The organism is Pseudarthrobacter sp. J47, from assembly GCF_049810315.1.
In the GTDB taxonomy this organism is placed as follows: domain Bacteria; phylum Actinomycetota; class Actinomycetes; order Actinomycetales; family Micrococcaceae; genus Arthrobacter.
In genome coordinates this window covers 1,590,043-1,611,709 of sequence record NZ_CP187358.1, presented here as the reverse complement: position 1 = coordinate 1,611,709, position 21,667 = coordinate 1,590,043, and the positions used below count along the sequence as shown (strand labels likewise).

The window sequence follows — 21,667 nt, the reverse complement described above, 5'->3', positions numbered from 1 at the left end:
CGCACTAAACATCAATAAGGAGAACGGGGACGACATGTCTGAATCCGTTAACTTGCCCGCCCTCGGTGAGAGCGTCACCGAAGGAACCGTCACCCGCTGGCTCAAGCAGGTAGGTGACCGGGTAGAGGTGGACGAGCCGCTGCTCGAGGTCTCCACCGACAAAGTAGACACCGAAATCCCCTCTCCCATCGCCGGTGTGATCGAAGAGATCCTCGTCGCTGAAGACGAGACAGCAGAAGTAGGGGCGCCCCTGGTCCGGATCGGCGACGGCTCCGGTGCCGGCTCCGCTCCCGCCGAAGAAGCGCCCGCAGCTGCAGAGGAAGCCCCTGCTGCTGCACCGGCAGAGGAAGCTCCCGCTGCCGAAGAGGCCCCCGCACAGGAAGCCCCTGCAGCTGCACCCGCTGCTGCCGAGGCACCCGCTGCCGGCGGTGAAGGCCATGAGGTAACCCTTCCGGCCCTGGGCGAGAGCGTCACCGAAGGCACTGTTACCCGCTGGCTCAAGGCTGTTGGCGATTCCGTCGAGGTGGACGAGCCCCTGCTCGAGGTTTCCACTGACAAGGTTGATACCGAGATCCCCTCCCCCGTTGCCGGTACCCTGCAGGAGATCCGCGTCAACGAGGACGAGACCGCTGAAGTCGGTTCCGTCCTGGCTGTCATCGGCTCCGGCGCCGCTGCCGCTCCCGCCCCGGCGGAAGCACCGGCTCCCGCTGCCGCTCCGGCCGCAGCACCTGCACCCGCCAAGGAAGAAGCACCGGCCAAGGAAGAGGCACCCGCTCCTGCGGCTGCTGCTCCTGCCGCAGCTCCGGCTGCTGCTCCCGCTCCTGCTCCGGCTCCGGCCAAGGAAGAAGCGCCTGCCGGCGGCAGCGATTCCAGCTACGTCACTCCCCTGGTCCGCAAGCTGGCCAACCAGCAGGGCGTGGACATCTCCGCCGTCACCGGCACCGGCGTCGGCGGCCGCATCCGCAAGCAGGACGTTCTCGCCGCTGCAGAGGCCAAGGCTGCCTCGGCAGCTGCCCCCGCCGCGTCGGCTGCGCCTGCTGCCGCAGCTGCTGCCGCTCCGGCAGTAGTGGCTTCGTCGCTGCGCGGTACCGTGCAGAAGGCCCCGCGCATCCGCCAGGTCATTGCCCGCCGCATGCGCGAGTCGCTGGAGATCTCCACGCAGCTCACGCAGGTGCACGAGGTCGACATGACCAAGATTGCCAAGCTCCGTAACCGTGCCAAGAACTCCTTCCAGGCGCAGAACGGCTCCAAGCTGACCTTCCTGCCGTTCATTGCCAAGGCTGTTGCCGAGGCCCTCAAGCAGCACCCCAAGCTCAACGCTGCGTACGACGAGGACAAGCAGGAGATCACCTACCACAACGCTGAGCACCTGGCGATCGCCGTCGACACCGACAAGGGCCTCCTGGTTCCGGTCATTTCCGACGCCGGTAACCTGAACCTCGCCGGACTGGCCGGCAAGATCGCCGATGTTGCCGGCCGCACCCGCGATGGCAAGATCGGTCCGGACGAGCTGTCCGGCGGAACCTTCAGCATCACGAACATCGGATCGGTCGGCGCGCTGTTCGACACCCCGATCATCAACCAGCCCCAGGTGGCCATCCTGGGCACCGGCGCAATCGTCAAGCGTGCCGTAGTTGTTTCGGATGAGAACGGTGACGATTCCATCGCCATCCGCTCCATGATGTACCTGTCGCTGACGTACGATCACCGCCTGGTGGACGGCGCGGATGCCGGCCGCTTCCTGCAGACCCTCAAGGCCCGCCTTGAAGCAGGCGCCTTCGAGGCAGACCTGGGACTGTAGCCCTTTCCAGCACCACCAAACGCCGGATCCTTCGCGGAAATCTTCGCAAGGGGTCCGGCGTTTGCCGTTCCATGAATTATCCAAAGCCAGCCGCGGTTCTGCTACGCGTCGTAGAAGGTTCTGGCTAAGCTGATGGCATGACCATTCTCTACAGCATTCTGGTGTTCCTCCACATCGTCGGCGCCGCCATGATCGTTGGCTACTGGATCGCCACCATCAAAGAACCCACGGTCCACCCGCGACAGCGCGACGGCGCCTTCCTGCAGCTGCTGACCGGCATCGCCATGATGGGCATCATCCCCATGATGCCTGACGCCGATCCGAACTATTTCAAGCTCGGCATCAAGTTCGCCATCGCAGCAGCAGTCGCCGTCCTCGCCGTCATTGGTACGCGGAAGATCAAGAAGGGCGAGCCTGTTTCCACCGGCCTGGCGCATGGCGTAGGCGGACTGGCCCTGATCAACATCGCCATTGCCACCATCTGGAACTGATCGACGACGGTCCGGCACTCCGGTTTCGGGTCATAATCCCCTGAGAGCGGACAGCCCGTGCGCGTGCGCGGCAGAGTGCCTAGGATTGAACGCGGCGGGTCCGGCATAAGCCTGGCCCTGACACCTGGTAACAGACAAGACTTGAGGAGTGGACATGGCAGCAACTCGCACCGCACACACCGTTTGGAACGGCGACCTGATGGCCGGTTCCGGAGCCACCACGCTGGACAGCTCGGGACTGGGCACCTATGACGTCACCTGGAAGGCCCGCACCGAGGCCTCCGAGGGCAAGACCAGCCCGGAGGAGCTCATTGCCGCCGCCCACTCCGCCTGCTTCTCCATGGCCTTCAGCCACGCGCTGGCCCAGGCCGGCCACACGCCGGAGGAAGTTAACACCAAGGCTGACGTCACCTTCGTTCCCGGCACCGGCATCACCGGCAGCCACCTCACCATGACCGCCCGGGTTCCCGGCCTGTCCGAAGAGGAATTCCAGAAGATCGCCGGCGAAGCCAAGACGGGCTGCCCCGTCTCCGGTGCGCTTGCCAGCATCGAGATCACCCTGGACGCCACGCTCCAGGCGTAGCCGGCAACAGCAAAAAGGCCCTGGCCCCCTCACTGAGGGGGCCAGGGCCTTTTAGTTGCCTGGAATCAGCTGCGCGCAGGAAGGGGCGCCGGCTTGAGTCGACGGTACCCTTCGCGGGCCGGCGGCCGGTCTGTGGGAAGTTCCTCGATCATTTCCTTCAACGAGGTGATGGCGTGTTCCAGCTGGGGATCCCGGCCTGCCGCGTAGGCGTGCGGAGGGAAGGCCACTTCAATGTCCGGTTCAACACCGAAGTTTTCCACCTGCCAGCCGACTCCGCCGGAGAACCAGGTGGCGTACCGCGGCTGTGTTACACCTGTCCCGTCCGCCAGCGTGAACCGGTTATCGATCCCCACTACACCGCCCCACGTGCGGGTGCCGATGACGGGACCGATCCCCCGCAGCTTGGCCACCTGCGTGATGATGTCGCCGTCGGAGCCGGCGAATTCGTCAGCAAGGATGATCACCGGGCCCCTCGGTGCGTGGTGCGGGTAGGTGCGGGGCCGTTCTCCACGCGGCATGCTCCAGCCGGTCACCTTCCGGCCAATCAGCTCCGCCACCAGCTGTGACGTGTGTCCGCCGCGGTTCCGCCGGACGTCAACGATCAGGCCGTCAAGGGCTGTCTCGGTGTCCAGGTCCCGGTGCAGCTGAGCCCAGCCGTTGGCCAGCATGTCCGGAATATGCAGGTAGCCGAAGCTTCCATCCGATGCTTCGCGGACAATCCGGCGGTTCGCCGAAACCCAGTCCTGGTAGCGCAGCCGTTCCTCATCCTTGATCGGCACCACGGCAACCCTGCGCTGCTCTCCCGCCGCGTCACCATGCAGTGAACCGTTGAGCACCGTCAGCTCAACCGGTTTGCCCGCTGCTCCTGCAAGCAGAAGAGCGGGTGTCACCCCGGCTTCCAGGGTCAGCCCGTCGACGGCGAGCAGGACATCGCCCGGACGGACGTCAGCCCCTGGCCGGGTCAGCGGGGAGGTGGCCAGCGGATCAGAGGACTCACCTGCCAGGATGCGGGTAATCTCCCAGCCGGCATCCGTCATACGGAGGTCGGCGCCGAGCCTGCCCTGCCCGCTGCTGCCGTTCTCCTTGACAGGCGCCGGACGGACGTACGCGTGCGAAGTGCCCAGCTCGCCATGCAGTTCCCACAACAGGTCCACCAGGTCATCGTGGGACCCCAGCCGGTCCACCAGCGGCCGGTACCGGTCCCGGATGGCGGCCCAGTCCTGGCCTGCCATGTCTTCGGTCCAGAAGAAGTCGCGCTGCAGGCGCCACGCTTCATCAAACGCCTGGCCCCAGACACTCACCGGGTCCAGTTGGATCCGGATGCGGCCGAGGTCCACCGTGACGGACTGGCCGGAATCCTCGTCAGCTTTCGCGGCGGAGGGCACCACCGTGACTTTTTGCTCGTGTACCACCACCAGCTTCTTCCGGTCCCCGGACAGCCGGTAGGAGGAAGCCGACTCCACCAGCGTGGCCTTCTTGCGCTTTTCCAGGTCAAAACGGATCAACGACGGCGGCGCATCCTTGTCTTCCTGCGTGGCCTTTCCGTCACCGGTCACCCCGGCCAGGGCCCTGTCCAGCCACAGAAGCGCACCGTCGACTGCACGCAGCGACGAGTAGTTGCCCTGGACTACGGGCACGGTAATAACCCGGTGAGCGAGTCCCTCGGCATCCACGGCGACTGTGGGCACGCCGGAGGTGCCGTCGTCGGACGCGTTGCCTTGTGCGTCCTTAGCGCCCGACTGCTCAGCCTCGGCCGGATGGACGGCCGGTCCAAAGGGCGACGGCGTACCTGCGGCCAGCGCCACGAGGTACGGCTTGATCGGTGTGGGGAAGGACAGGTCAAAGGAGTGTCCGTCATAGACGGGGTCGAAGCTTCGGTTGGACAGGAAGGCCAGGAACTTCCCATCCGGGGTGAACGACGGCGACCGGTCGCCAAACCGGCCATCGGTAACGTCAATGATGTCCTGGCTTTCTCCCCCGATGTTCGCCAGCCGCAGCTTGCTCCGGGAGCCGAAGGAGGTGACGGGTTCAGCCCAGCCCAGCCACTTCGAGTCGGGAGACCAGGCCAGGTCCGTGATGCTGCCCTCGCCTATGCTGCTGAGCAGCGTAATGCTGCCAGAGGCGGTATCTGCCAGGTAGAGGGCGCCGAACGGGGTGCCCAGCGCCAGCCACCGTCCGTCCGGGCTGGCTTCCATTGAACTGGCGCGTACAGGCTGCGGGAAGTCGAGCTTGAGTGGCTCGTTTGCCGGGGCCGGCAGGACCGCAGCGCCCTCCGCCGCCGCAACGTCAGCGGCTTCACCGGTCTGTGATTCGCCGGACTGTGAGTCGTCGGTGGGTGCCGGGGAATCGACGGCGGCTGCCACCGCAGGCGAAGCGGAGGCGGCAGCCGTAGCGGGCACAGGCCGGGGCAGCTCAATCTGCTCTTCCCCGCCCGCTTCCGGATCCTGTACCGGGCGTTCCGTGCCGGATGTCCCGGAATTTTCTCCGGTATTCAGCGCCAGTGCCGGCGCCGGAACCGGAGCAAATACTTCCCTGATGTACAGGGCTTCCTCGCCGCCATGATCGGCCAGGTAGGCAATCCTGCCTCCCGGAAGCGGACGCGGCAACCTGCCCCGGACGCCCGGGGTGCCTTCGATGACTCGGGACGGCCCGTCCTTGTGGCGCAGCCAGTGGATGGTTCCATGAGCTTCGACGGCGCTGGCGTTGCCGCCGGCGTCGGGAATCACTGAACCCAGGTGTTTGGCCGCCTGGAGCATGGACGGGCGGCGGGACTGCGACGCCGAGCCCAGGGTGATCCCAATCGGGGTGGCTTCCGAATCAAGGTCTTTGAGCATCCACAGCGTACCTGCGGATTCGAACACCACGCGCTTGCCGTCGGTGGACGCGTGCCGGACGTAAAAGTCCTGGTGATCGGTATGGCGGCGTAGGCCTGAACCGTCAGGGAGGACTGAATAAAGGTTTCCATAGCCTTCGTGATCGGACAGGAAGGCAACCCGGCCCGAAACCCACATGGGGTCCGTCAGGTTCCCGTCGAGCTCCGGCAGCAGGCGTTCGAACTCGCCGTTGCCGTCGGCGTCGATCCAGAGCTTTCCGGCAGTACCACCGCGGTAGCGCTTCCACCAGGCCGGTTCCCGCGAGAGGACGCTGGAGAGAACCACAGGACGTTCGTCACCGATTTCGGTTCCGAACGCCACACACTCCACGGGACCGAACGGCAATTCCTCAGCCCAGCCGCCGTCGAGCGGAACCCGGTAGGCGTGGGTGTGCCGGCTTTCCGCCTGGCGGAAGGCGCTGGTGACCACAGCATCCCCGGCGGGCGTGAATCCCTTAACACGGGTGCTCGCGTGGCCGAAGTAGGTCAGCTGACGGTACCCGCCGCCGTCGACGTCCGCGGTCACCACCTCGGGTGCGGTGCCCTGCACAACAGTCCACACCAGGCGCTTGCCGTCCGGGCTGAACCGCGGATTCCGGGCCGGGAGCTGCAACGCCGAAACGCGCCATGCCCGGCCACCATCCACGGACGCCAGCCAGACGTCGTCCTCGGCCACGAAGGTGACCAGGTCGCCATGCACATGCGGGAATCGGAAGTAGCTCGAAGAGGTCATCGTTCGATCATAGTCAACGTGGATCGGCACCCGGACCGGGTGCTTCAACTGCCTGTGCATGGTGTGATGGATCATGCACATTGTCATCTCAGGGGCGTCCGGCTTTATCGGCACAGAACTCTCGCGGACCCTGCGGGAAGCAGGTAACACCGTGACCGCGCTCGTCCGCCGCGCCCCTGCTTCACCGGCGGAAATCCAATGGGACCCCCTGCGCCGGCAGCTTGATCCGCAAGCCCTCGCGTCGGCAGATGCCATCATCAACCTGTCCGGCGCCGGCATCGGCGACCGTCCGTGGACGCGTAAGCGCAAGGCGGAACTGGTCAGCTCCAGGATCGGGTCCACCAGGACCCTGACCGGCGCCATGTCCCGGATGGACGTTCCGCCACCGGTGTTCATCAGCCAGTCCGCGTCCGGGTATTACGGCGACGCCGGCGCCGCCGTCGTCCGCGAGGAACACCCGAAAGGCGACGGTTTCCTGGCCGGACTGTGTGAGGAGTGGGAAGCTGCGGCACACGAGGCTCCCCCGGGCGTCCGGGTGCTCACACCACGCACTGGCGTGGTGCTCAGTCCCACCGGCGGCGCCCTGGCGAGGCTTCTTCCGTTGCTGCGGGTTGGCCTGGGCGGACCGTTGGGCAATGGCCGGCAGTACTGGCCATGGATCACCGTGCCGGACCTCACTTCGGCTTTTGCCTTCCTCCTGCACGCCGATGCCGAGGGGGCGGTCAACGTGTGCGGCCCTGAACCGGCGGACGTTAACACGCTGGTCCACCACCTGGGACAGGCGCTGCACAGGCCCACGGCCGCCCGCGTGCCCGGGTTTGTGCTGAAGCTGGTGATGGACGGACTGGCCGATGAGCTGCTGCTGGCAAGCCAACGGATGGAACCCGCAGTCCTGGCCGGGCTCGGGTTCACCTGGCAGCACCCAACGATGGATTCCGCTGCCGGATGGGTTGCGGCAGGGATCCGGGGCCGCTGACGCTTCAGCCCTGAAGGATGTCCGAGATCCGCCAGCGTCCGCCGTCCCTGTGCAGTTCCACCACGAGTCTCTGGGCCGGAGCCGCAGCGCGTTCAGCCAGTTGCTCCCCTGACGCCGACACCTCACGGTAGGCGGTGGCCGCGGAGTCCACGCCCACCAGGCTGCGGAGATCCGTGCCACCGGGCTGGACATCAATGGCCCGCAGCTCCATGGCGAAACCTCCCAGCACGCGGCCGGAATCCTGGAGTCCGGCCATGATCCGGGCATCAGCGTCGGCGGCCGCCGAGCCTGCAACATTCACCTGGCCCAGCAGTTCCGCGTTACCTGTCCGGAAGGCCTCTGACCGCAGCCAGGCCAGACCCAGGACAGCGACGGCGGGGTCCTCCGCGGCGAGCTGGGCCTCCACGCCGGCAGGAATACCGCTTCCTTGCTCTTCTCCCCCGGAGCCCGCTGCAGGTGTGGCTCCCGGCGAAGCGGCAGACACAGGATCAGGAAGGTTCGCCGCATTCTCATGGGGAACCAGCGCCTGCCCCCAGAAGAGCGCAGCAGCTGCCAGCAGCGCCAGGAACGCCGGCACTCCGAGAAGACGGGCCATGCGGGGCCTGCTCCTGCGGGACCCCGTATTGGTTGCGACAGAGCGACGGCCAGGGCCGGGTGCACCGTCCGGGGCATCTGCGGGGTCCTCCGCACGCCTGGTCTTCGCGGAGGTTCCGGGCATCCGGAGCGTGACCAGCCGGCGTCGCCACGCCTGCAGCCTTCCCCGCAGGCTGTCCGGAGCCGTCTCCGGGAGGCGCCGCCGGGTCAGGAGCTCCGGAATCACACTGGGATGGACGGAGGTGGACAGTCCGACGGCGGCAGGAGCCGCGCTGCGGTAGACGGCAGTGGCGAATTCCGCTGCGGTGGGCCGCTGCCGCCGGTCCTCATGGAGCGCGGACTCCAGTGCCGCGGCCAGGGCCGGTGGAACGTCCGGAAATATCAGCGGCAGTGGAGGGCGGTCCGGCGTGGGCGGCGGGGTTTCACCCGTCAGGCAGAACCAGCCCACTGCAGCCAGGGAATACAGGTCCCGTTCGGGCTGGAGGCCCATCCGGACTGTGTCAACGGGGGCCGGGTCGCAGAAGCCGGGTGTTCCGGCACGCTCCGCGGCGGCGGGATCGCCCACCATCCGGGCAATCCCGACGTCGGCCAGCAGCGGTTTACCCTCTGCCGTGAAAAGGACGTTGCCTGGCGAAACATCAGCATGGGTGAAGCCCTTGGCGTGCAGGTAGGACAGTGCCTGCGCCAACGGAGTGAGGACGGTGACTGTTTCGCCCACCGTGAGCCTCCCCCTCGCTGCAATCAGTTGCGCCAGCGATCCTCCGGCGGCGAAGTCCAGCAGGATGCCAAGGCGGGGATTGCCCTCCCCACCGGCCCGGACGGCGTCGTGGGCTTTCACCAGGTGCTGGTGGTCAAGGACGGACAGGATCCGCAGTTCGCGGCGAACATCCTCCTCGGCCACCGGGGTGTGGAAGCACTTCAGCGCGAACCGTCCGCCGGTCCTCTCCGCTTCAACCAGCCAGACATCGGCGCTGCCGCCGCGGCCCAGCTCCCTGCCCACGCTGAATCCGGGCACCTGGGGTGGGGTGGTCTGCTGGGATCCGCCGTTGTTCATGGTTAACAACTACCGGAAAAGGGCAGGCACCCGCAGAAGTTATCCACAGGCCCCTTCGGTCATGAATGCGACCTTCGCCACTAAAGCCCGTACGACGGCGGCCGAGGACTAAGCTGGTGGGCATGACTCTCGAGTTTCAACAGCTGGGTCTTGCCCCCGATTACGTCGACTACACGCGTGCCTGGGACATCCAGCGCGAACTTCACAACGCCGTGGTCGCAGGCAAGGCACCCAGTACTGTCCTGTATCTGGAACATGCTGCCGTCTATACGGCAGGTAAACGTACCGAGGACCATGAACGGCCCTTCGACGGAACGCCGGTGGTCGCCGTAGACCGCGGCGGCAAGCTCACCTGGCACGGCCCGGGGCAGCTGGTGGGCTATCCGGTCATCAAACTCAAGAACCCGGCAGGCATCCGCGACTATGTCGAACGGCTCGAGGCCGTCATGATTGCCGTACTGGCGGACTACGGCATTGTTGCCGAACGCATCAAGGGCCGTGCCGGTGTGTGGATCAATGCCGATGAACGCGGGCCCGCCCGCAAGATTGCAGCCATCGGGATCCGCGTCTCCGAAGGCGTCACCATGCACGGCTTTGCCATCAACTGCAACAACGACCTCGCACCATATGCCCAGATCATCGCTTGCGGCATTACCGACGCCGGCGTGACCACCATTTCGCAGGAAACCGGCCGCAATGTGGCTCCGGCGGACCTCGTTGCCCGGATCACCGAGGAACTGCGCAAGAACGAAGACGCCCTAGTCGCCACCTACGAAGGAGCACTGCTGTGACACTGGCACCCGAAGGCCGGAAAATGCTGCGGATCGAGCAGCGGAATGCGGCCGTCCCGGTGGAGCGGAAACCGGAGTGGATCAAGGCGAAGGTCCAGATGGGCCCGGAGTTCGTGAACCTGAAGAACCTGGTCAAGAAGGAGGGCCTCCACACGGTGTGTGAGGAGGCCGGCTGCCCCAACATCTTCGAATGCTGGGAGGACAAGGAAGCCACCTTCCTGATCGGCGGCTCCGAGTGCACGCGCCGCTGTGATTTCTGCCAGATCGATACCGGCAAGCCCTCACCCGTGGACATGTTTGAGCCCACCAAGGTTGCCCGTTCGGTCCAGGCGATGCAGCTGCGCTACGCCACGGTCACGGGCGTGGCCCGCGACGACCTCGCTGACGAGGGCGTATGGCTGTACGCCGAGACGGTCCGGAAGATCCACGAGCTGAACCCGGGTACCGGCGTCGAACTCCTGATCCCGGACTTTTCCGGCAAGCCCGAGCACATCGAGGCGATCTGCGACTCCAAGCCTGAGGTGTTCGCCCACAACGTCGAGACTGTTCCCCGGATTTTCAAGAGGATCCGTCCGGCGTTCCGGTACGAGCGGTCCCTTGACGTCATTACCCAGGGCCGGAACCTGGGCATGGTCACCAAGTCCAACCTGATCCTGGGCATGGGCGAAACCCGTGAAGAGATCTCCGAGGCCCTGCGGGACCTGCACGAGGCCGGGTGTGACCTGATCACCATCACCCAGTACCTCCGCCCGTCCGAACGCCACCTCCCCGTGGACCGCTGGGTCAAGCCGCAGGAGTTCGTGGATCTCCAGGAAGAGGCAGATGAGATCGGCTTCCTCGGCGTGATGAGTGGACCGCTGGTGCGCTCGTCCTACCGGGCCGGGCGCCTGTGGGCCACCGCCATGCGCAAGAAGGGCTGGGAAATCCCGGCCCAGCTGGCCCACATCGAAAGCTCAGGCAGCACCCGTCAGGAAGCAAGCTCGCTGATCGCGGCCCACCACTAGGCACTGCCGCCACCTGCACGGCATGGGGCCGGGCGCCGGGTCTCCGGCGTCCGGCCCCATGCCGTAAATCACGTAGAATTAAGGAACTATGGCTAAATCCCCTGATTCCAGCAGCAGCGCGTCCGCGCCTGCCGAAAAAACCAAGCGCGGCCTGTTTTCGCGCAAGCCCAAAGAGGCGAAGGTCAAGAAGCCGAGCAGGCTGAAGCAGATCGGCGAGGTCTTCCAAATGACCCGCCGGCACGATCCCATGGTTCCGTGGCTGATGCTGCTGGTATTCCTGGGCATCGTTGCCATTGGCCTGGTAGTCGGCCTGCTGCTGGAAAACTGGGTTACGGGCCTGCTGATCTCCATTCCGCTGGGCTTGCTGGGGGCCACCCTGATCCTCTCGCGGCGCGCTGAACGTGCCGCCTTTGCACGCATTGAGGGCCAGCCAGGTGCGTCCGGTGCCGCTCTGGGCACCCTCCGCCGCGGCTGGATCACCGAGGAACAGCCGGTTGCCGTTAACCCGCGCACCCAGGACGCCGTCTTCCGTGCCATAGGACGCCCCGGCGTTGTACTGGTCAGCGAAGGCCCCACGCACCGTGTCCGCCCCCTTCTGGATGCCGAGCGCAAGCGCCTCTCACGGATCCTGCCCAACGTCACCATCCACATCATCGAAAGCGGCCGCGGCGAAGGCCAGGTACCCATCAGCGATGTGGCCAAGAAGATGGGCAAGCTGAAGAAGGAGCTCACCAAGCTCGAGGTTAGCACCGTTTCCAAGCGCATCGCCTCCCTGGGGACCCGGCTTCCCATCCCCAAGGGCATCGATCCGTACAAGGCCCGCCCCAACCGCGGACGCTGATCCTGCGGCCCCTGCTTGACGGCCGCACAGGCCAAAGAAAACCGCCCTGGATACCGGCATCAAGCCGGCTTCCAGGGCGGTTTTCTTGTTGTTTCGCTTCCCTCTGCGGGCGGCTCAAATGTCAGTGTTGCAGGAAGTCAGCGCCGCAGCAGCAAAGTGTTCATGGCTTTGTCATGCAGGCCACGGTGATCGGGGTCCGTAATAACTGCAGGGATCACCAGGCAAATAAGGAGTGCCCTCACCAGGCCTGCCAAAGGACCCGGCGCGCCACCGCCGGCACGCACAACATGGATGCCGGCAATCCTGTGGCCAATGCTGTAGCCCAGGGTGCCCACCAGGAGGGTCTGCTCCACGGCGAACACCGCCAGCGTGGCCCACGAGTCGCCGCCGAAGGCGAAGTTGCTGATCAGCATTGCGATGCCCCAGTCGATCAGGAGCGCAATGATCCGGCGCCCTGCCCTGGCAATGGAGCCCGGGCCGGACTCCGGGAGCCCCAGCCGTTCACCGGGATACTTGGAAATGCCGGACGTGTCCGGTCCACTGAGCCAGGACCCTACGTCCTTACGATCTACCACCGTATAAGCTTAGCGACTCACCACCGTTCATACTGTGGAAGCCGTTAGACCACACTGTGGACACCGGGTACGGTTTCATACCAAGGCATTCTGTAACCTCCCCGAAACAATACGGACATGGACGGGAAATCCCATTTCCCTAGGGTGGTACAAGTTGCAAGCGGCCAGATGACCGGACGCTATCATTTTTCCCGGTTTTCGGATTGCGCTGGGCCAGTTGGCTATCAGCCAGAGATTAAATATGCGTAAGGAGCATAGATGTTCAAGACTGCGGACGAAGTCCTCAAGTTCATCAAGGACGAAGATATTAAGTTCGTCGATATCCGCTTCACCGACCTCCCGGGCGTCCAGCAGCACTTCAACGTGCCCGCCAAGAGCGTTGACGCCGACTTCTTCATTAACGGTCAGCTCTTCGACGGCTCCTCCATCCGCGGCTTCCAGGGCATCGCCGAGTCCGACATGCAGCTGATCCCGGATGTCACCACGGCATTCCTGGACACCTTCCGCATGGAGAAGACCCTCGCGCTGAACTTCTCGATCGTCAACCCGCGCACCGGTGACCCGTACCACCGTGATCCCCGCGGCGTTGCCGAGAAGGCTGAGGCCTACCTCGCCTCCACCGGCATCGCAGACACCGCGTTCTTCGCTCCCGAAGCCGAGTTCTTCGTGTTCGACAACGTGCAGTACCAGTCCTCGCCGCAGGGCAGCTTCTACAAGATCGATTCCGAAGAAGCGCACTGGAACACCGGCCGCGAAGAAGAAGGCGGAAACCTCGGTTACAAGACCCCCGTCAAGGGCGGTTACTTCCCGGTCTCCCCCACTGACAAGCAGGCCGATCTCCGTGACGCCATGTGTGTTGCCCTGGACGAAGCGGGCCTTGAGGTCGAGCGCAGCCACCACGAGGTTGGCTCCGCCGGCCAGGCTGAGATCAACTACAAGTTCACCACGCTGACCCACGCTGCCGATGACCTGCAGAAGTTCAAGTACGTCATCAAGAACACTGCTGACGCCTGGGGCAAGTCCGTGACCTTCATGCCGAAGCCGGTCTTTGGCGACAACGGCTCGGGCATGCACTGCCACCAGTCGCTGTGGAACGGTGGCGAGCCGCTGTTCTACGACGAGAAGGGCTACGCCGGCCTGTCCGACACCGCCCGCTGGTACATCGGTGGCCTGCTGAAGCACGCGTCCGCCGTACTTGCCTTCACCAACCCGACGGTGAACTCCTACCGCCGCCTGGTCAAGGGCTTCGAAGCTCCGGTCAACATGGTGTACTCGCAGGGCAACCGCTCCGCCGGTATCCGTATCCCGATCACCGGTTCCAACCCGAAGGCCAAGCGCATCGAATTCCGCGCACCTGACCCCTCCTCCAACCCGTACCTGGCTTTCGCTGCCCAGCTGATGGCCGGCATTGACGGCATCCGCAACCGCATCGAACCGCCGGCTCCGATCGACAAGGACCTCTACGAGCTCCCCGCCGAGGAAGCCAAGGACATCCCCAAGGCTCCGGGCACGCTGGAAGAGGCACTTGAGGCACTGCGCGAGGACAACGAGTTCCTACAGGCCGGTGGCGTCTTCACCCAGGACCTGATCGACACCTGGATCGAGTACAAGTACGAGAACGAGATCCGCCCGCTGTCCCTGCGCCCGAACCCGTACGAGTTTGAGCTCTACTACGGCGTCTAGTCAACAGTCGGCCTGAACAACGTTCAGCCACAAGTAAGGGCTGCTCCCGGCATGTGCCGGGAGCAGCCCTTCTTTTGTTAACCGGGCCCCACGGGGTTCAGAACTGCTGGTACATAATGCGCTGGGGACCGGCCCGGCCGCCCAGGTACTCCCCGACGTCTGCAAAACCGGCCCGCAGATACGCGCTCATTCCCGCGGTGTTCCGTGAATTGACTGACAGCACCACGCCCAGTTCACCGCTGCCTGATCGCAGGGTGAGCTTCCGCGCCGTGGCCACGGCGGCCATTGCCGCTGCGGCGCCCAACCCCTTGCCCTGCATGCGCCGGTCGATCAGGAAGCCGCGCAGCAGCCATGCGGTGTCGTCATCCGTCCAGCCGGCCAGGGTGGCGGCACCGCGTTGGAGGGTCAGTACCCCGACGGCGGACCCTCCACCTTCGATCACGTGCGGATGGCGTGTCCCGTCTTCGAGGGCTGCCATGACCATCCGCAACGGGTCTCCGACGAAGTCTGTTTGCCCGGGAGCCAGTTCCAGTTCCGCGACAGCACCAAGATGGATGGCCCGGGCATCGGGATCGAGGTCCTTAAGGGGAATAAGCCAGGCGGTGGAATCCATCGTTCCAGCCTAAGCCTGCAGGGCCGCTGCTCCTGCCGCCTACTGGGGCGCGGGCATATCGGCTGGCGCCCCCGCCGGATCCAGCCACATGACTTCCCACACGTGGCCATCCGGATCCCGGAAGCTGTGGCTGTACATAAAGCCGTAGTCCTTAGCTTCCTGGGACTGGGAGCCGCCGGCGGCCAGAGCCTTGCGGACTGTGTCATCCACCGCTTCCCGGCTGTCAACGGAGTAGGACATAATCACGCCGTTGCCTGAGCCGGGTGTTGCGTCAGAGGGAAGGAACGATGCGAAGAACGGCTCCACCAGGAGCATCACGAAGGCATCGTCGTTGACGATCATGCAGGTGGCGTTCTCATCCGTGTAGTCGGGATTGAAGCTGAACCCCAAGGCTGTAAAGAAATCAACGCTTCGCGGCAGGTCCTTAACGGGCAGGTTTACGTACAGTTGTTTGGCCATGGTGCCTAAAGTAGCACCGGGCCCTCCGGCTGTCTGCAGCTACTGGCCGTAAAACACCTTCTCGAAGACCCCCCGGGCGCGCCTGCTGATCCGCAGGTAGTCCTCCTCCAGGGCGGCTGCCTGCCCTGGCTCGTAGCCGCACCAACGGGCCACAGCCTCCAGGTCGCGGCGTGAGGATGGGAGCAGGTCAGAGGCCCGTCCCGTCCAGATGACATTCGCGGACCTGATGCGGCTTGCCAGCCGCCAGGCGGTGGTCAGCAGCCCCGCTTCTTCCGGCTCCAGCAGTCCCAGGGCCGCGGCTGCGGACAACGCGTGGACCGTGGACGTCGTCTGGAGCTCGGGGTGCCTCGCTGCATGCTGGAGCTGAAGCAGCTGGACCAGCCATTCGACGTCGCTCAGGCCGCCACGCCCAAGCTTTACGTGCCGTGCCGGATCAGCGCCGCGGGGCAGCCGCTCGGCCTCCACCCGGGCCTTGACCCGCCGGATTTCCCGGACGTCCTGGTCACTGACGGATTCCGGGTAGCGGATGGGGTTGATGACGTCGATGAAAGCCTGTGCCAGGGCGTCGTCGCCGGCCATGGGGCGTGCCCGCAGCAGTGCCTGGGCTTCCCAGATCAGTGACCATCGCCGGTAGTATTCGGCGAACGAGTCCAGGGATCGGACCATGGCGCCATTCTTGCCTTCGGGACGGAGGTCCGCGTCCACCTGCAGCACTCGTTCCGCCTGGATGGCCGGCTTGAGCGGCTGGGTCAGGAGGCTGGAGAGCTTTCCCACGATCCGCAGCGCCTGCTGTTGCGCTTCGTCCTCGCTGAAGCCAGGCAGGGCGGAGTGGACGTAGATGACGTCAGCGTCAGAGCCGTAGCCGATCTCCCGGCCGCCCTGCCGGCCCATGGCCACCACCACAACGGAGGTCTTCAGCGGCTCCCGGGCCGACACGACCGTTTCGGCCACCCGGAGTGCACCCAGGACAGCTGCCCGGTCCGCGTCAGAGAGCGCCGCGCCTACCTGGTCCTGGTCCAGGAGCCCGGCGGAATCGGCGATGGCCGTACGGAGGATTTCGCGGCGCCTGATCAGCCGGATCAGGCGCATGGCACTCTCCGGATCGGAGTGCCTGGCCATCTTGGCTGTGATTTCCTGCCACTGCGCCTCGTAGCTGACGGGTGCCAGGTCCTTGTTCGAGCCCAGCCATGCCACGGACTCCGGCGAAACCTCCAGAAGGTCAGCGATAAGGCGCGAGTTGGACAGCACGTGGCAGAGCCGTTCCGCCGCGGCGGAGGAATCCCTGAGCAGCCCCAAATACCAGTGGGTGGTCCCCAGGGTTTCGCTGACGCGGCGGAAGCCCAGCAGTCCGGCGTCGGGGTCCACGCCCTCGGCAAGCCAGTCCAGCAGGACCGGCAACAGCTGCCGCTGCAGGGCTGCCCGCCGGCTGACGCCACTGGTCAGGGCCTGGATGTGGCGCATGGCCCCCTGTGGATCCCGGTAGCCCAGTGCGGCGAGCCGGCCCTCCGCGGCCTCGGGGCTCAGCCGCGCATCCTCGGTGCTGAGCTTGGCTGCCGTGTTCAGCAGCGGCCGGTAGAAGATGCGTTCGTGCAGTTCCCGCACGGAGCGCTTGGTTTTCTGCCAGGCGGCCATCAGGGCATCCGGGTGCGGGCGTTCGTTGGAGAAGGGCCCCAGAACGGCTTTGGCCAGCGCGCGAAGGGCGTCTTCGCGGACGGGCATCAAGTGTGTCCGGCGCAGCTGGAACAGCTGGATCCGGTGTTCAAGGAGCCTCAGGTACCGGTAGGCCCTGTCGAAATTGTTGGCGTCTGCCCGGCCGATGTAACCGCCTGCCGAGAGCGCGGCGATGGCAGAGGTGGTGTCGCGGACCCGGATCGATTCGTCCGATTTGCCGTGCACCAGCTGCAGCAGCTGGACGGTGAACTCGACGTCCCGCAATCCTCCGCGGCCCAGTTTGATCTGCCGCTGCTCCTCTGCGGCGGGGATATGTTCGGTGACGCGGCGGCGCATGGCCTGGACGGACTCAACAAACCCGTCGCGGCCTGCCGAGCTCCAGATCAGTGGAGCAACGGCTTCCTCATAACGCTTTCCCAGCGCGGCATCTCCGGCGATCACCCGGGCCTTGAGGAGCGCCTGGAACTCCCAGCTTTCCGCCCAGCGTGCGTAGTAGCTCTGGTGGGAAGCCAGGGTCCGCACCAGCGGGCCGGATTTCCCTTCGGGACGGAGGTTGGCGTCCACCTCCCAGAGGCCCGGCTCCCGCCCCACTGCCGAGATGGCCCGGGAGATCCCGCTTGCCAGGGCAGTACCAATGGTGGCGGCTCGTGCATCGTCCAGGCCGCCGTCGTCAATAACATAGATGACGTCGACGTCGGAAATATAGTTCAGCTCCCGGGCGCCGCATTTGCCCATGCCAATCACGGCAAGGCCGACGGCGGCAACATCCTCCGCGCCCAGCTGCTCGGCAGCTTCGGCACGCGCCACGGCAAGGGCAGCTTCGATGGCCGCTCCGGCAAGGTCCGCCAGTTCGGCGCCTGCCACGGGCAAGAAGTCCAGCGGATCGGCCGCACACAGGTCCTTCACCGCCAGGTCCACCACACCACGGCGGTAGGCGGTCCGTAAGGCGGCATAGGCATCTGGACCCGTTAACGCGGCAACGGGCCGCGGGGACCGGGGATCGGCCTGAACCGACCTGAGCAGCACGGTCCGCAGATGCTCCGGGTCCGCGGCCACTGGTTCCGGGCTGGGACGGACATCAAACGCCGCCAGGTGCTCCGGGTGCCGGATGAGGAACTCCCCCAGAGCCTCGGACGCACCAAGCACCCGGTAGAGAGGCTCGCTCCGCTCTGGATCCGCCACAGCCAGCTCCCGCAAGGCAGGATGCTTCTCGATCAGGCGGACCAGCGACTGCAGGGCAGCATCCGGGTTGGCGGCCATGTGCAGGCCACCGAACAGCCGGTCCTGGTCCAGCCCCTCAAGTTCACGGGCTGCCAGGAAGCGTTCGCCCTTTTCCAGATCGCTGAAACCGGTGGCGATCAGGCGCCGAGCAAGACTCACGGCGGCGGCTTACAGGATGCCGAGGTTGCGCTGCAGCTCGTAGGGCGTGACCTGGAGCCGGTAGTCCTGCCACTCGGCACGCTTGTTGCGCAGGAAGTGCTCGAACACCTGCTCGCCCAGGATGAGCGGCATCAGTTCCGAATCCTCCATGGCTCGGATGGCGTCATGCAGGCTGGCGGGCAGGGGATCATGGCCCATGGCCCGGCGCTCTGCAGAGCTCAGCGACCAGACGTCATCCTCGGCGGCGGCGGGCAGTTCGTAGCCTTCTTCGATGCCCTTCAGGCCTGCACCCAGCAGGACCGCGTAGGCCAGGTACGGATTGGCCGCGGAGTCGATGCCGCGGTATTCGATGCGGGCGGACTGTCCCTTGCCGGGCTTGTACAACGGCACGCGGACCAGCGCGGAACGGTTGTTGTGGCCCCAGCTGAGGTAGCTGGGTGCCTCGCCACCGCCCCAGAGGCGCTTGTAGGAGTTGACGAACTGGTTGGTGACGGCTGTGAACTCAGGCGCGTGCTTGAGGACACCGGCGATGAACTGCTTGGCGGTCTTGGACAGCTGGTACTCGGCGCCGGCCTCGTAAAACGCGTTGGTGTCGCCTTCAAAGAGCGAGAAGTGCGTGTGCATGCCGGACCCCGGGTGGGCAGTGAACGGCTTGGGCATAAACGTGGCGTAGGTGCCCTGCTGGAGGGCCACTTCCTTGATGACCGTGCGGAACGTCATGATGTTGTCAGCCGTCTGGAGGGCATCGGCGTAACGCAGGTCAATCTCGTTCTGGCCCGGTCCAGCTTCATGGTGGCTGAACTCCACCGAGATGCCGACCGATTCGAGCATGGTCACCGCCGTGCGCCGGAAGTCCTGGGCCACACCGCCGGGCACGTGGTCGAAGTATCCTCCTTCATCCACGGGAATGGGCGAGCCATCCGGACCGGGCTGCTGGGACTTCAGGAGGTAGAACTCGATTTCCGGGTGGGTGTAGCAGGTGAATCCCATGTCCGCGGCCTTGGCCAGGGTGCGCTTTAGGACGTTGCGGGGGTCAGCGGCCGAGGGCTCGCCGTCCGGCGTCAGGATGTCGCAGAACATGCGGGAGGTCTGCTCAGTCTCGCCGCGCCACGGGAGGATCTGGAAGGTGGCCGGATCAGGCTGGGCTAGCATGTCCGACTCGAAAACGCGGGCCAGGCCTTCGATGGCCGAGCCGTCAAAGCCCAGGCCCTCTTCAAAGGCACCTTCCACCTCGGCCGGGGCCAGGGCCACCGACTTGAGGGAGCCAACGACGTCGGTGAACCACAGACGGACAAAGCGAACGTCACGCTCTTCGATTGTGCGCAGAACAAACTCTTGCTGGCGGTCCATGGTGGCCTCTCTCGCGTCTACAGTCTTGCCCCGGGGTCCGTCACGGAAAAAGCCGGCAGCAGTTCACGCATCACTTTACTAACCAATCTGCGCTCATGCGGGCACAACCGGCCCAATTGTGGGCATGCATTAAGATCTTGCCATGCCCACACCCCAGAATCCTGAGTCCAGCGCCGCGTCCGGCGTCCCCGCGCCGTATGGAAACGGCCCGGCTGCTGCGCCGAAACCGGTGGCCAGGGTGCGCACCCACCACCTCCAGCAGGCCAAGGACAACGGCACCCGTTTTGCCATGCTGACAGCCTATGAGCAGTACACGGCAGAAATCTTCGACGAGGCAGGCGTTGAAGTCCTGCTGGTGGGCGATTCGGCATCCAACAATGTCTACGGCAACGAAACCAGCCTCCCCGTCACCGTGGACGAGCTGCTCCCCTTGTGCAGGGCCGTGGCGCGATCCGCCCACCGGGCGCTGATTGTGGCCGATCTTCCCTTCGGCAGCTATGAGGTTTCACCGCAGCAGGCGGTGGCAACCGGCGTACGCTTCCTCAAGGAAGGCCTGGCGCATGCCGTCAAGATCGAAGGCGGCAGGTTCTACGCGGAAACTGTCCGGGCAATGGTGCAGGCCGGCATCCCGGTGATGGCCCACATCGGCTTCACGCCGCAAAGTGAGCATTCCCTCGGTGGCTACCGGGTCCAGGGCCGCGGCGATGACGCCCAGCGGCTCATTGACGACGCCGTCGCCCTGGCTGAGGCCGGCGCCTTCAGCGTGCTGATGGAAATGGTCCCCGCAGAGGCGGCTGCCGCCGTCGACGCCGCCGTCCGGGTCCCCACGGTGGGCATCGGTGCGGGCAACGCAACCACTGGCCAGGTCCTGGTGTGGCAGGACATGGCTGGCCTGCGGGGAGGAAAAATGGCGAAATTCGTCAAGCAGTACGCGGACATCCGTTCCACGCTCAAGGATGCTGCCGCTGCTTACGCCGAGGACGTCCGTTCCGGTCAGTTCCCCGGCCCGGAACACTCGTTCTAGGCGGAACCAACCAACCTCCCCCGACTGCGGACCAGAGCAGCAGCCGGGTGGCACCGGCTCCGCTCAGTCGTCCTCGTCCTGCTTGTCCCAGGCCTCGTTCCGGGCACGCACCTTTTCGAGTGCGTGCTCGGCTTCTTCCCGCGTTTTGTAGGGCCCGATCAGCTGGCTCCAGTCGGACAGGGCGTCTTCTTCGACTTCATGGGTGTTGACGTTGTACCAGTACTCAGTCATTGCTCTGCCTTCAGTTATAGGTGTTACGCGCCGCCTTATATGATCAATCTATGCCTTCCCTTGCCTCGACCGCACCCCTCGGCACGCTGACCCGCGGGACCGTGAGCCCCCAGCTGGCGGTGCCGGCGTCCATCCCCCGGCCCGAGTATGTGGGCAAGCCTGCGCCTGCCAAGTTCACCGGGTCCGAGGTGAAGTCGGCAGAGACGATCGAAAAGATCCGGATCGCCAGCAGGATCGCGGCGCAGGCCATCGTCGAGGTTGGCAAGCACATCGAACCGGGTGTCACCACCGACGCCCTGGATCGAGTGGGCCACGAGTTCCTCCTGGACCATAACGCCTACCCCTCCACGCTGGGTTACCGGGGTTTCCCCAAATCCCTGTGCTCCTCGCTCAACGAAGTCATCTGCCACGGCATCCCTGACTCCACGGTGGTCCAGGATGGCGACATCATCAACATCGACATCACCGCCTTTATCAACGGCGTCCACGGCGATACGAACTACACGTTCCTGGTGGGAGACGTTGACGAGGAATCCACTCTGCTGGTGGAGCGTACCCGCGAGTCCCTGAACCGGGCCATCAAGGCTGTTGCCCCGGGCCGGGAGATCAACGTCATCGGCCGAGCGATCGAGTCCTATGCCAAACGGTTCGGCTATGGAGTGGTGCGCGACTTCACTGGCCACGGCGTGGGCGAGGCCTTCCACACGGGCCTCATCATTCCGCATTATGACGCCGCACCGGCCTACAACACCGTGATCCAGACGGGGATGGTGTTTACCATTGAACCCATGCTGACGCTCGGAACCATCGAGTGGGATATGTGGCCGGACGACTGGACAGTCGTCACCAAGGACCGCAAGAGGACCGCGCAGTTCGAGCACACGCTGCTGGTCACCGAATCCGGCGCCGAAATCCTGACACTGCCCTGAGCGTACCGGGAC

General features: G+C 65.3%; 18 protein-coding genes. 10 read left to right on the top strand and 8 right to left on the bottom strand.

Annotation, left to right across the window (positions count from 1 at the left end; genetic code table 11):
* Positions 1 to 34 precede the first annotated feature (34 nt).
* The 3 genes from sucB (at position 35) to ACPJW8_RS07185 (ending at position 2,875) form a co-directional block, all read left to right on the top strand.
* Positions 35 to 1,801, top strand: coding sequence for a 2-oxoglutarate dehydrogenase, E2 component, dihydrolipoamide succinyltransferase (gene sucB, locus ACPJW8_RS07195; protein ID WP_330188627.1), 1,767 nt, complete (start codon positions 35 to 37; stop codon positions 1,799 to 1,801).
* 137 nt (positions 1,802 to 1,938) lie between these two features.
* A complete protein-coding gene (locus ACPJW8_RS07190; protein WP_330188628.1) occupies positions 1,939 to 2,292 on the top strand; it encodes a hypothetical protein in 354 nt (117 codons plus the stop codon).
* A 154-nt stretch (positions 2,293 to 2,446) separates the two neighbouring features.
* Positions 2,447 to 2,875 carry an OsmC family protein gene (locus ACPJW8_RS07185; RefSeq protein WP_330188629.1) on the top strand — a complete coding sequence of 143 codons (429 nt, stop codon included), beginning with the start codon at positions 2,447 to 2,449 and terminating at the stop codon, positions 2,873 to 2,875.
* A 65-nt stretch (positions 2,876 to 2,940) separates the two neighbouring features.
* On the opposite strand, the gene ACPJW8_RS07180 is transcribed toward ACPJW8_RS07185, so the two are convergent.
* Positions 2,941 to 6,480, bottom strand: coding sequence for a S41 family peptidase (locus ACPJW8_RS07180; RefSeq protein ID WP_330188630.1), 3,540 nt, complete (start codon positions 6,478 to 6,480; stop codon positions 2,941 to 2,943).
* A gap of 73 nt (positions 6,481 to 6,553) precedes the next feature.
* Here ACPJW8_RS07180 and ACPJW8_RS07175 point away from each other — a divergent pair, with 73 nt between their 5' ends.
* Positions 6,554 to 7,456, top strand: a complete 903-nt coding sequence (locus ACPJW8_RS07175; RefSeq protein WP_330188631.1) for a TIGR01777 family oxidoreductase — start codon at positions 6,554 to 6,556, stop codon at positions 7,454 to 7,456.
* Between the two features lie 4 nt (positions 7,457 to 7,460).
* On the opposite strand, the gene ACPJW8_RS07170 is transcribed toward ACPJW8_RS07175, so the two are convergent.
* Entirely contained in the window at positions 7,461 to 9,104 is a 1,644-nt protein-coding gene (locus ACPJW8_RS07170; RefSeq protein ID WP_330188632.1) for a serine/threonine-protein kinase, read from the bottom strand.
* Between the two features lie 122 nt (positions 9,105 to 9,226).
* Between ACPJW8_RS07170 and lipB the strand changes: the two genes are divergently transcribed.
* From lipB to ACPJW8_RS07155, 3 genes are all read left to right on the top strand, one after another.
* On the top strand, positions 9,227 to 9,895 hold the full coding sequence (gene lipB / locus ACPJW8_RS07165) for a lipoyl(octanoyl) transferase LipB (protein ID WP_330188633.1): 669 nt from the start codon (positions 9,227 to 9,229) through the stop codon (positions 9,893 to 9,895).
* Positions 9,892 to 10,899: a lipoyl synthase gene (lipA, locus tag ACPJW8_RS07160; protein WP_330188634.1), complete on the top strand. Its 1,008-nt coding sequence runs from the start codon at positions 9,892 to 9,894 to the stop codon at positions 10,897 to 10,899. The genes lipB and lipA overlap by 4 nt, the downstream gene beginning before the upstream one ends.
* Before the next feature lie 88 nt (positions 10,900 to 10,987).
* Positions 10,988 to 11,740 (top strand): DUF4191 domain-containing protein, encoded by a 753-nt coding sequence (locus ACPJW8_RS07155; RefSeq protein WP_330188635.1) that lies wholly within the window; start codon positions 10,988 to 10,990, stop codon positions 11,738 to 11,740.
* Positions 11,741 to 11,877: 137 nt separating this feature from the next.
* Here ACPJW8_RS07155 and ACPJW8_RS07150 read toward each other — a convergent pair whose 3' ends face one another.
* Positions 11,878 to 12,315: an RDD family protein gene (locus ACPJW8_RS07150; RefSeq protein WP_330188636.1), complete on the bottom strand. Its 438-nt coding sequence runs from the start codon at positions 12,313 to 12,315 to the stop codon at positions 11,878 to 11,880.
* A gap of 258 nt (positions 12,316 to 12,573) precedes the next feature.
* Here ACPJW8_RS07150 and glnA (ACPJW8_RS07145) point away from each other — a divergent pair, with 258 nt between their 5' ends.
* Positions 12,574 to 13,998 carry a type I glutamate--ammonia ligase gene (glnA, locus tag ACPJW8_RS07145; protein WP_013600678.1) on the top strand — a complete coding sequence of 475 codons (1,425 nt, stop codon included), beginning with the start codon at positions 12,574 to 12,576 and terminating at the stop codon, positions 13,996 to 13,998.
* Positions 13,999 to 14,095: 97 nt separating this feature from the next.
* On the opposite strand, the gene ACPJW8_RS07140 is transcribed toward glnA (ACPJW8_RS07145), so the two are convergent.
* From ACPJW8_RS07140 to glnA (ACPJW8_RS07125), 4 genes are read right to left on the bottom strand one after another with little or no spacing between them, the layout of a single operon-like run.
* Positions 14,096 to 14,611 (bottom strand): GNAT family N-acetyltransferase, encoded by a 516-nt coding sequence (locus ACPJW8_RS07140; protein WP_330188637.1) that lies wholly within the window; start codon positions 14,609 to 14,611, stop codon positions 14,096 to 14,098.
* A gap of 39 nt (positions 14,612 to 14,650) precedes the next feature.
* The gene (locus tag ACPJW8_RS07135; protein WP_330188638.1) at positions 14,651 to 15,070 is read right to left on the bottom strand and encodes a VOC family protein; all 420 of its coding nucleotides are present in this window, start codon (positions 15,068 to 15,070) and stop codon (positions 14,651 to 14,653) included.
* Between the two features lie 39 nt (positions 15,071 to 15,109).
* The gene (locus tag ACPJW8_RS07130) at positions 15,110 to 18,121 is read right to left on the bottom strand and encodes a bifunctional [glutamine synthetase] adenylyltransferase/[glutamine synthetase]-adenylyl-L-tyrosine phosphorylase (protein WP_330188639.1); all 3,012 of its coding nucleotides are present in this window, start codon (positions 18,119 to 18,121) and stop codon (positions 15,110 to 15,112) included.
* Between the two features lie 9 nt (positions 18,122 to 18,130).
* The gene (glnA, locus tag ACPJW8_RS07125) at positions 18,131 to 19,471 is read right to left on the bottom strand and encodes a type I glutamate--ammonia ligase (protein ID WP_330188640.1); all 1,341 of its coding nucleotides are present in this window, start codon (positions 19,469 to 19,471) and stop codon (positions 18,131 to 18,133) included.
* 142 nt (positions 19,472 to 19,613) lie between these two features.
* Between glnA (ACPJW8_RS07125) and panB the strand changes: the two genes are divergently transcribed.
* The gene (panB, locus tag ACPJW8_RS07120) at positions 19,614 to 20,495 is read left to right on the top strand and encodes a 3-methyl-2-oxobutanoate hydroxymethyltransferase (protein WP_330188641.1); all 882 of its coding nucleotides are present in this window, start codon (positions 19,614 to 19,616) and stop codon (positions 20,493 to 20,495) included.
* A gap of 63 nt (positions 20,496 to 20,558) precedes the next feature.
* On the opposite strand, the gene ACPJW8_RS07115 is transcribed toward panB, so the two are convergent.
* A complete protein-coding gene (locus ACPJW8_RS07115) occupies positions 20,559 to 20,726 on the bottom strand; it encodes an SPOR domain-containing protein (protein ID WP_330188642.1) in 168 nt (55 codons plus the stop codon).
* Between the two features lie 50 nt (positions 20,727 to 20,776).
* Between ACPJW8_RS07115 and map the strand changes: the two genes are divergently transcribed.
* Positions 20,777 to 21,655 (top strand): type I methionyl aminopeptidase, encoded by an 879-nt coding sequence (map, locus tag ACPJW8_RS07110; RefSeq protein WP_330188643.1) that lies wholly within the window; start codon positions 20,777 to 20,779, stop codon positions 21,653 to 21,655.
* Positions 21,656 to 21,667: the final 12 nt, after the last annotated feature.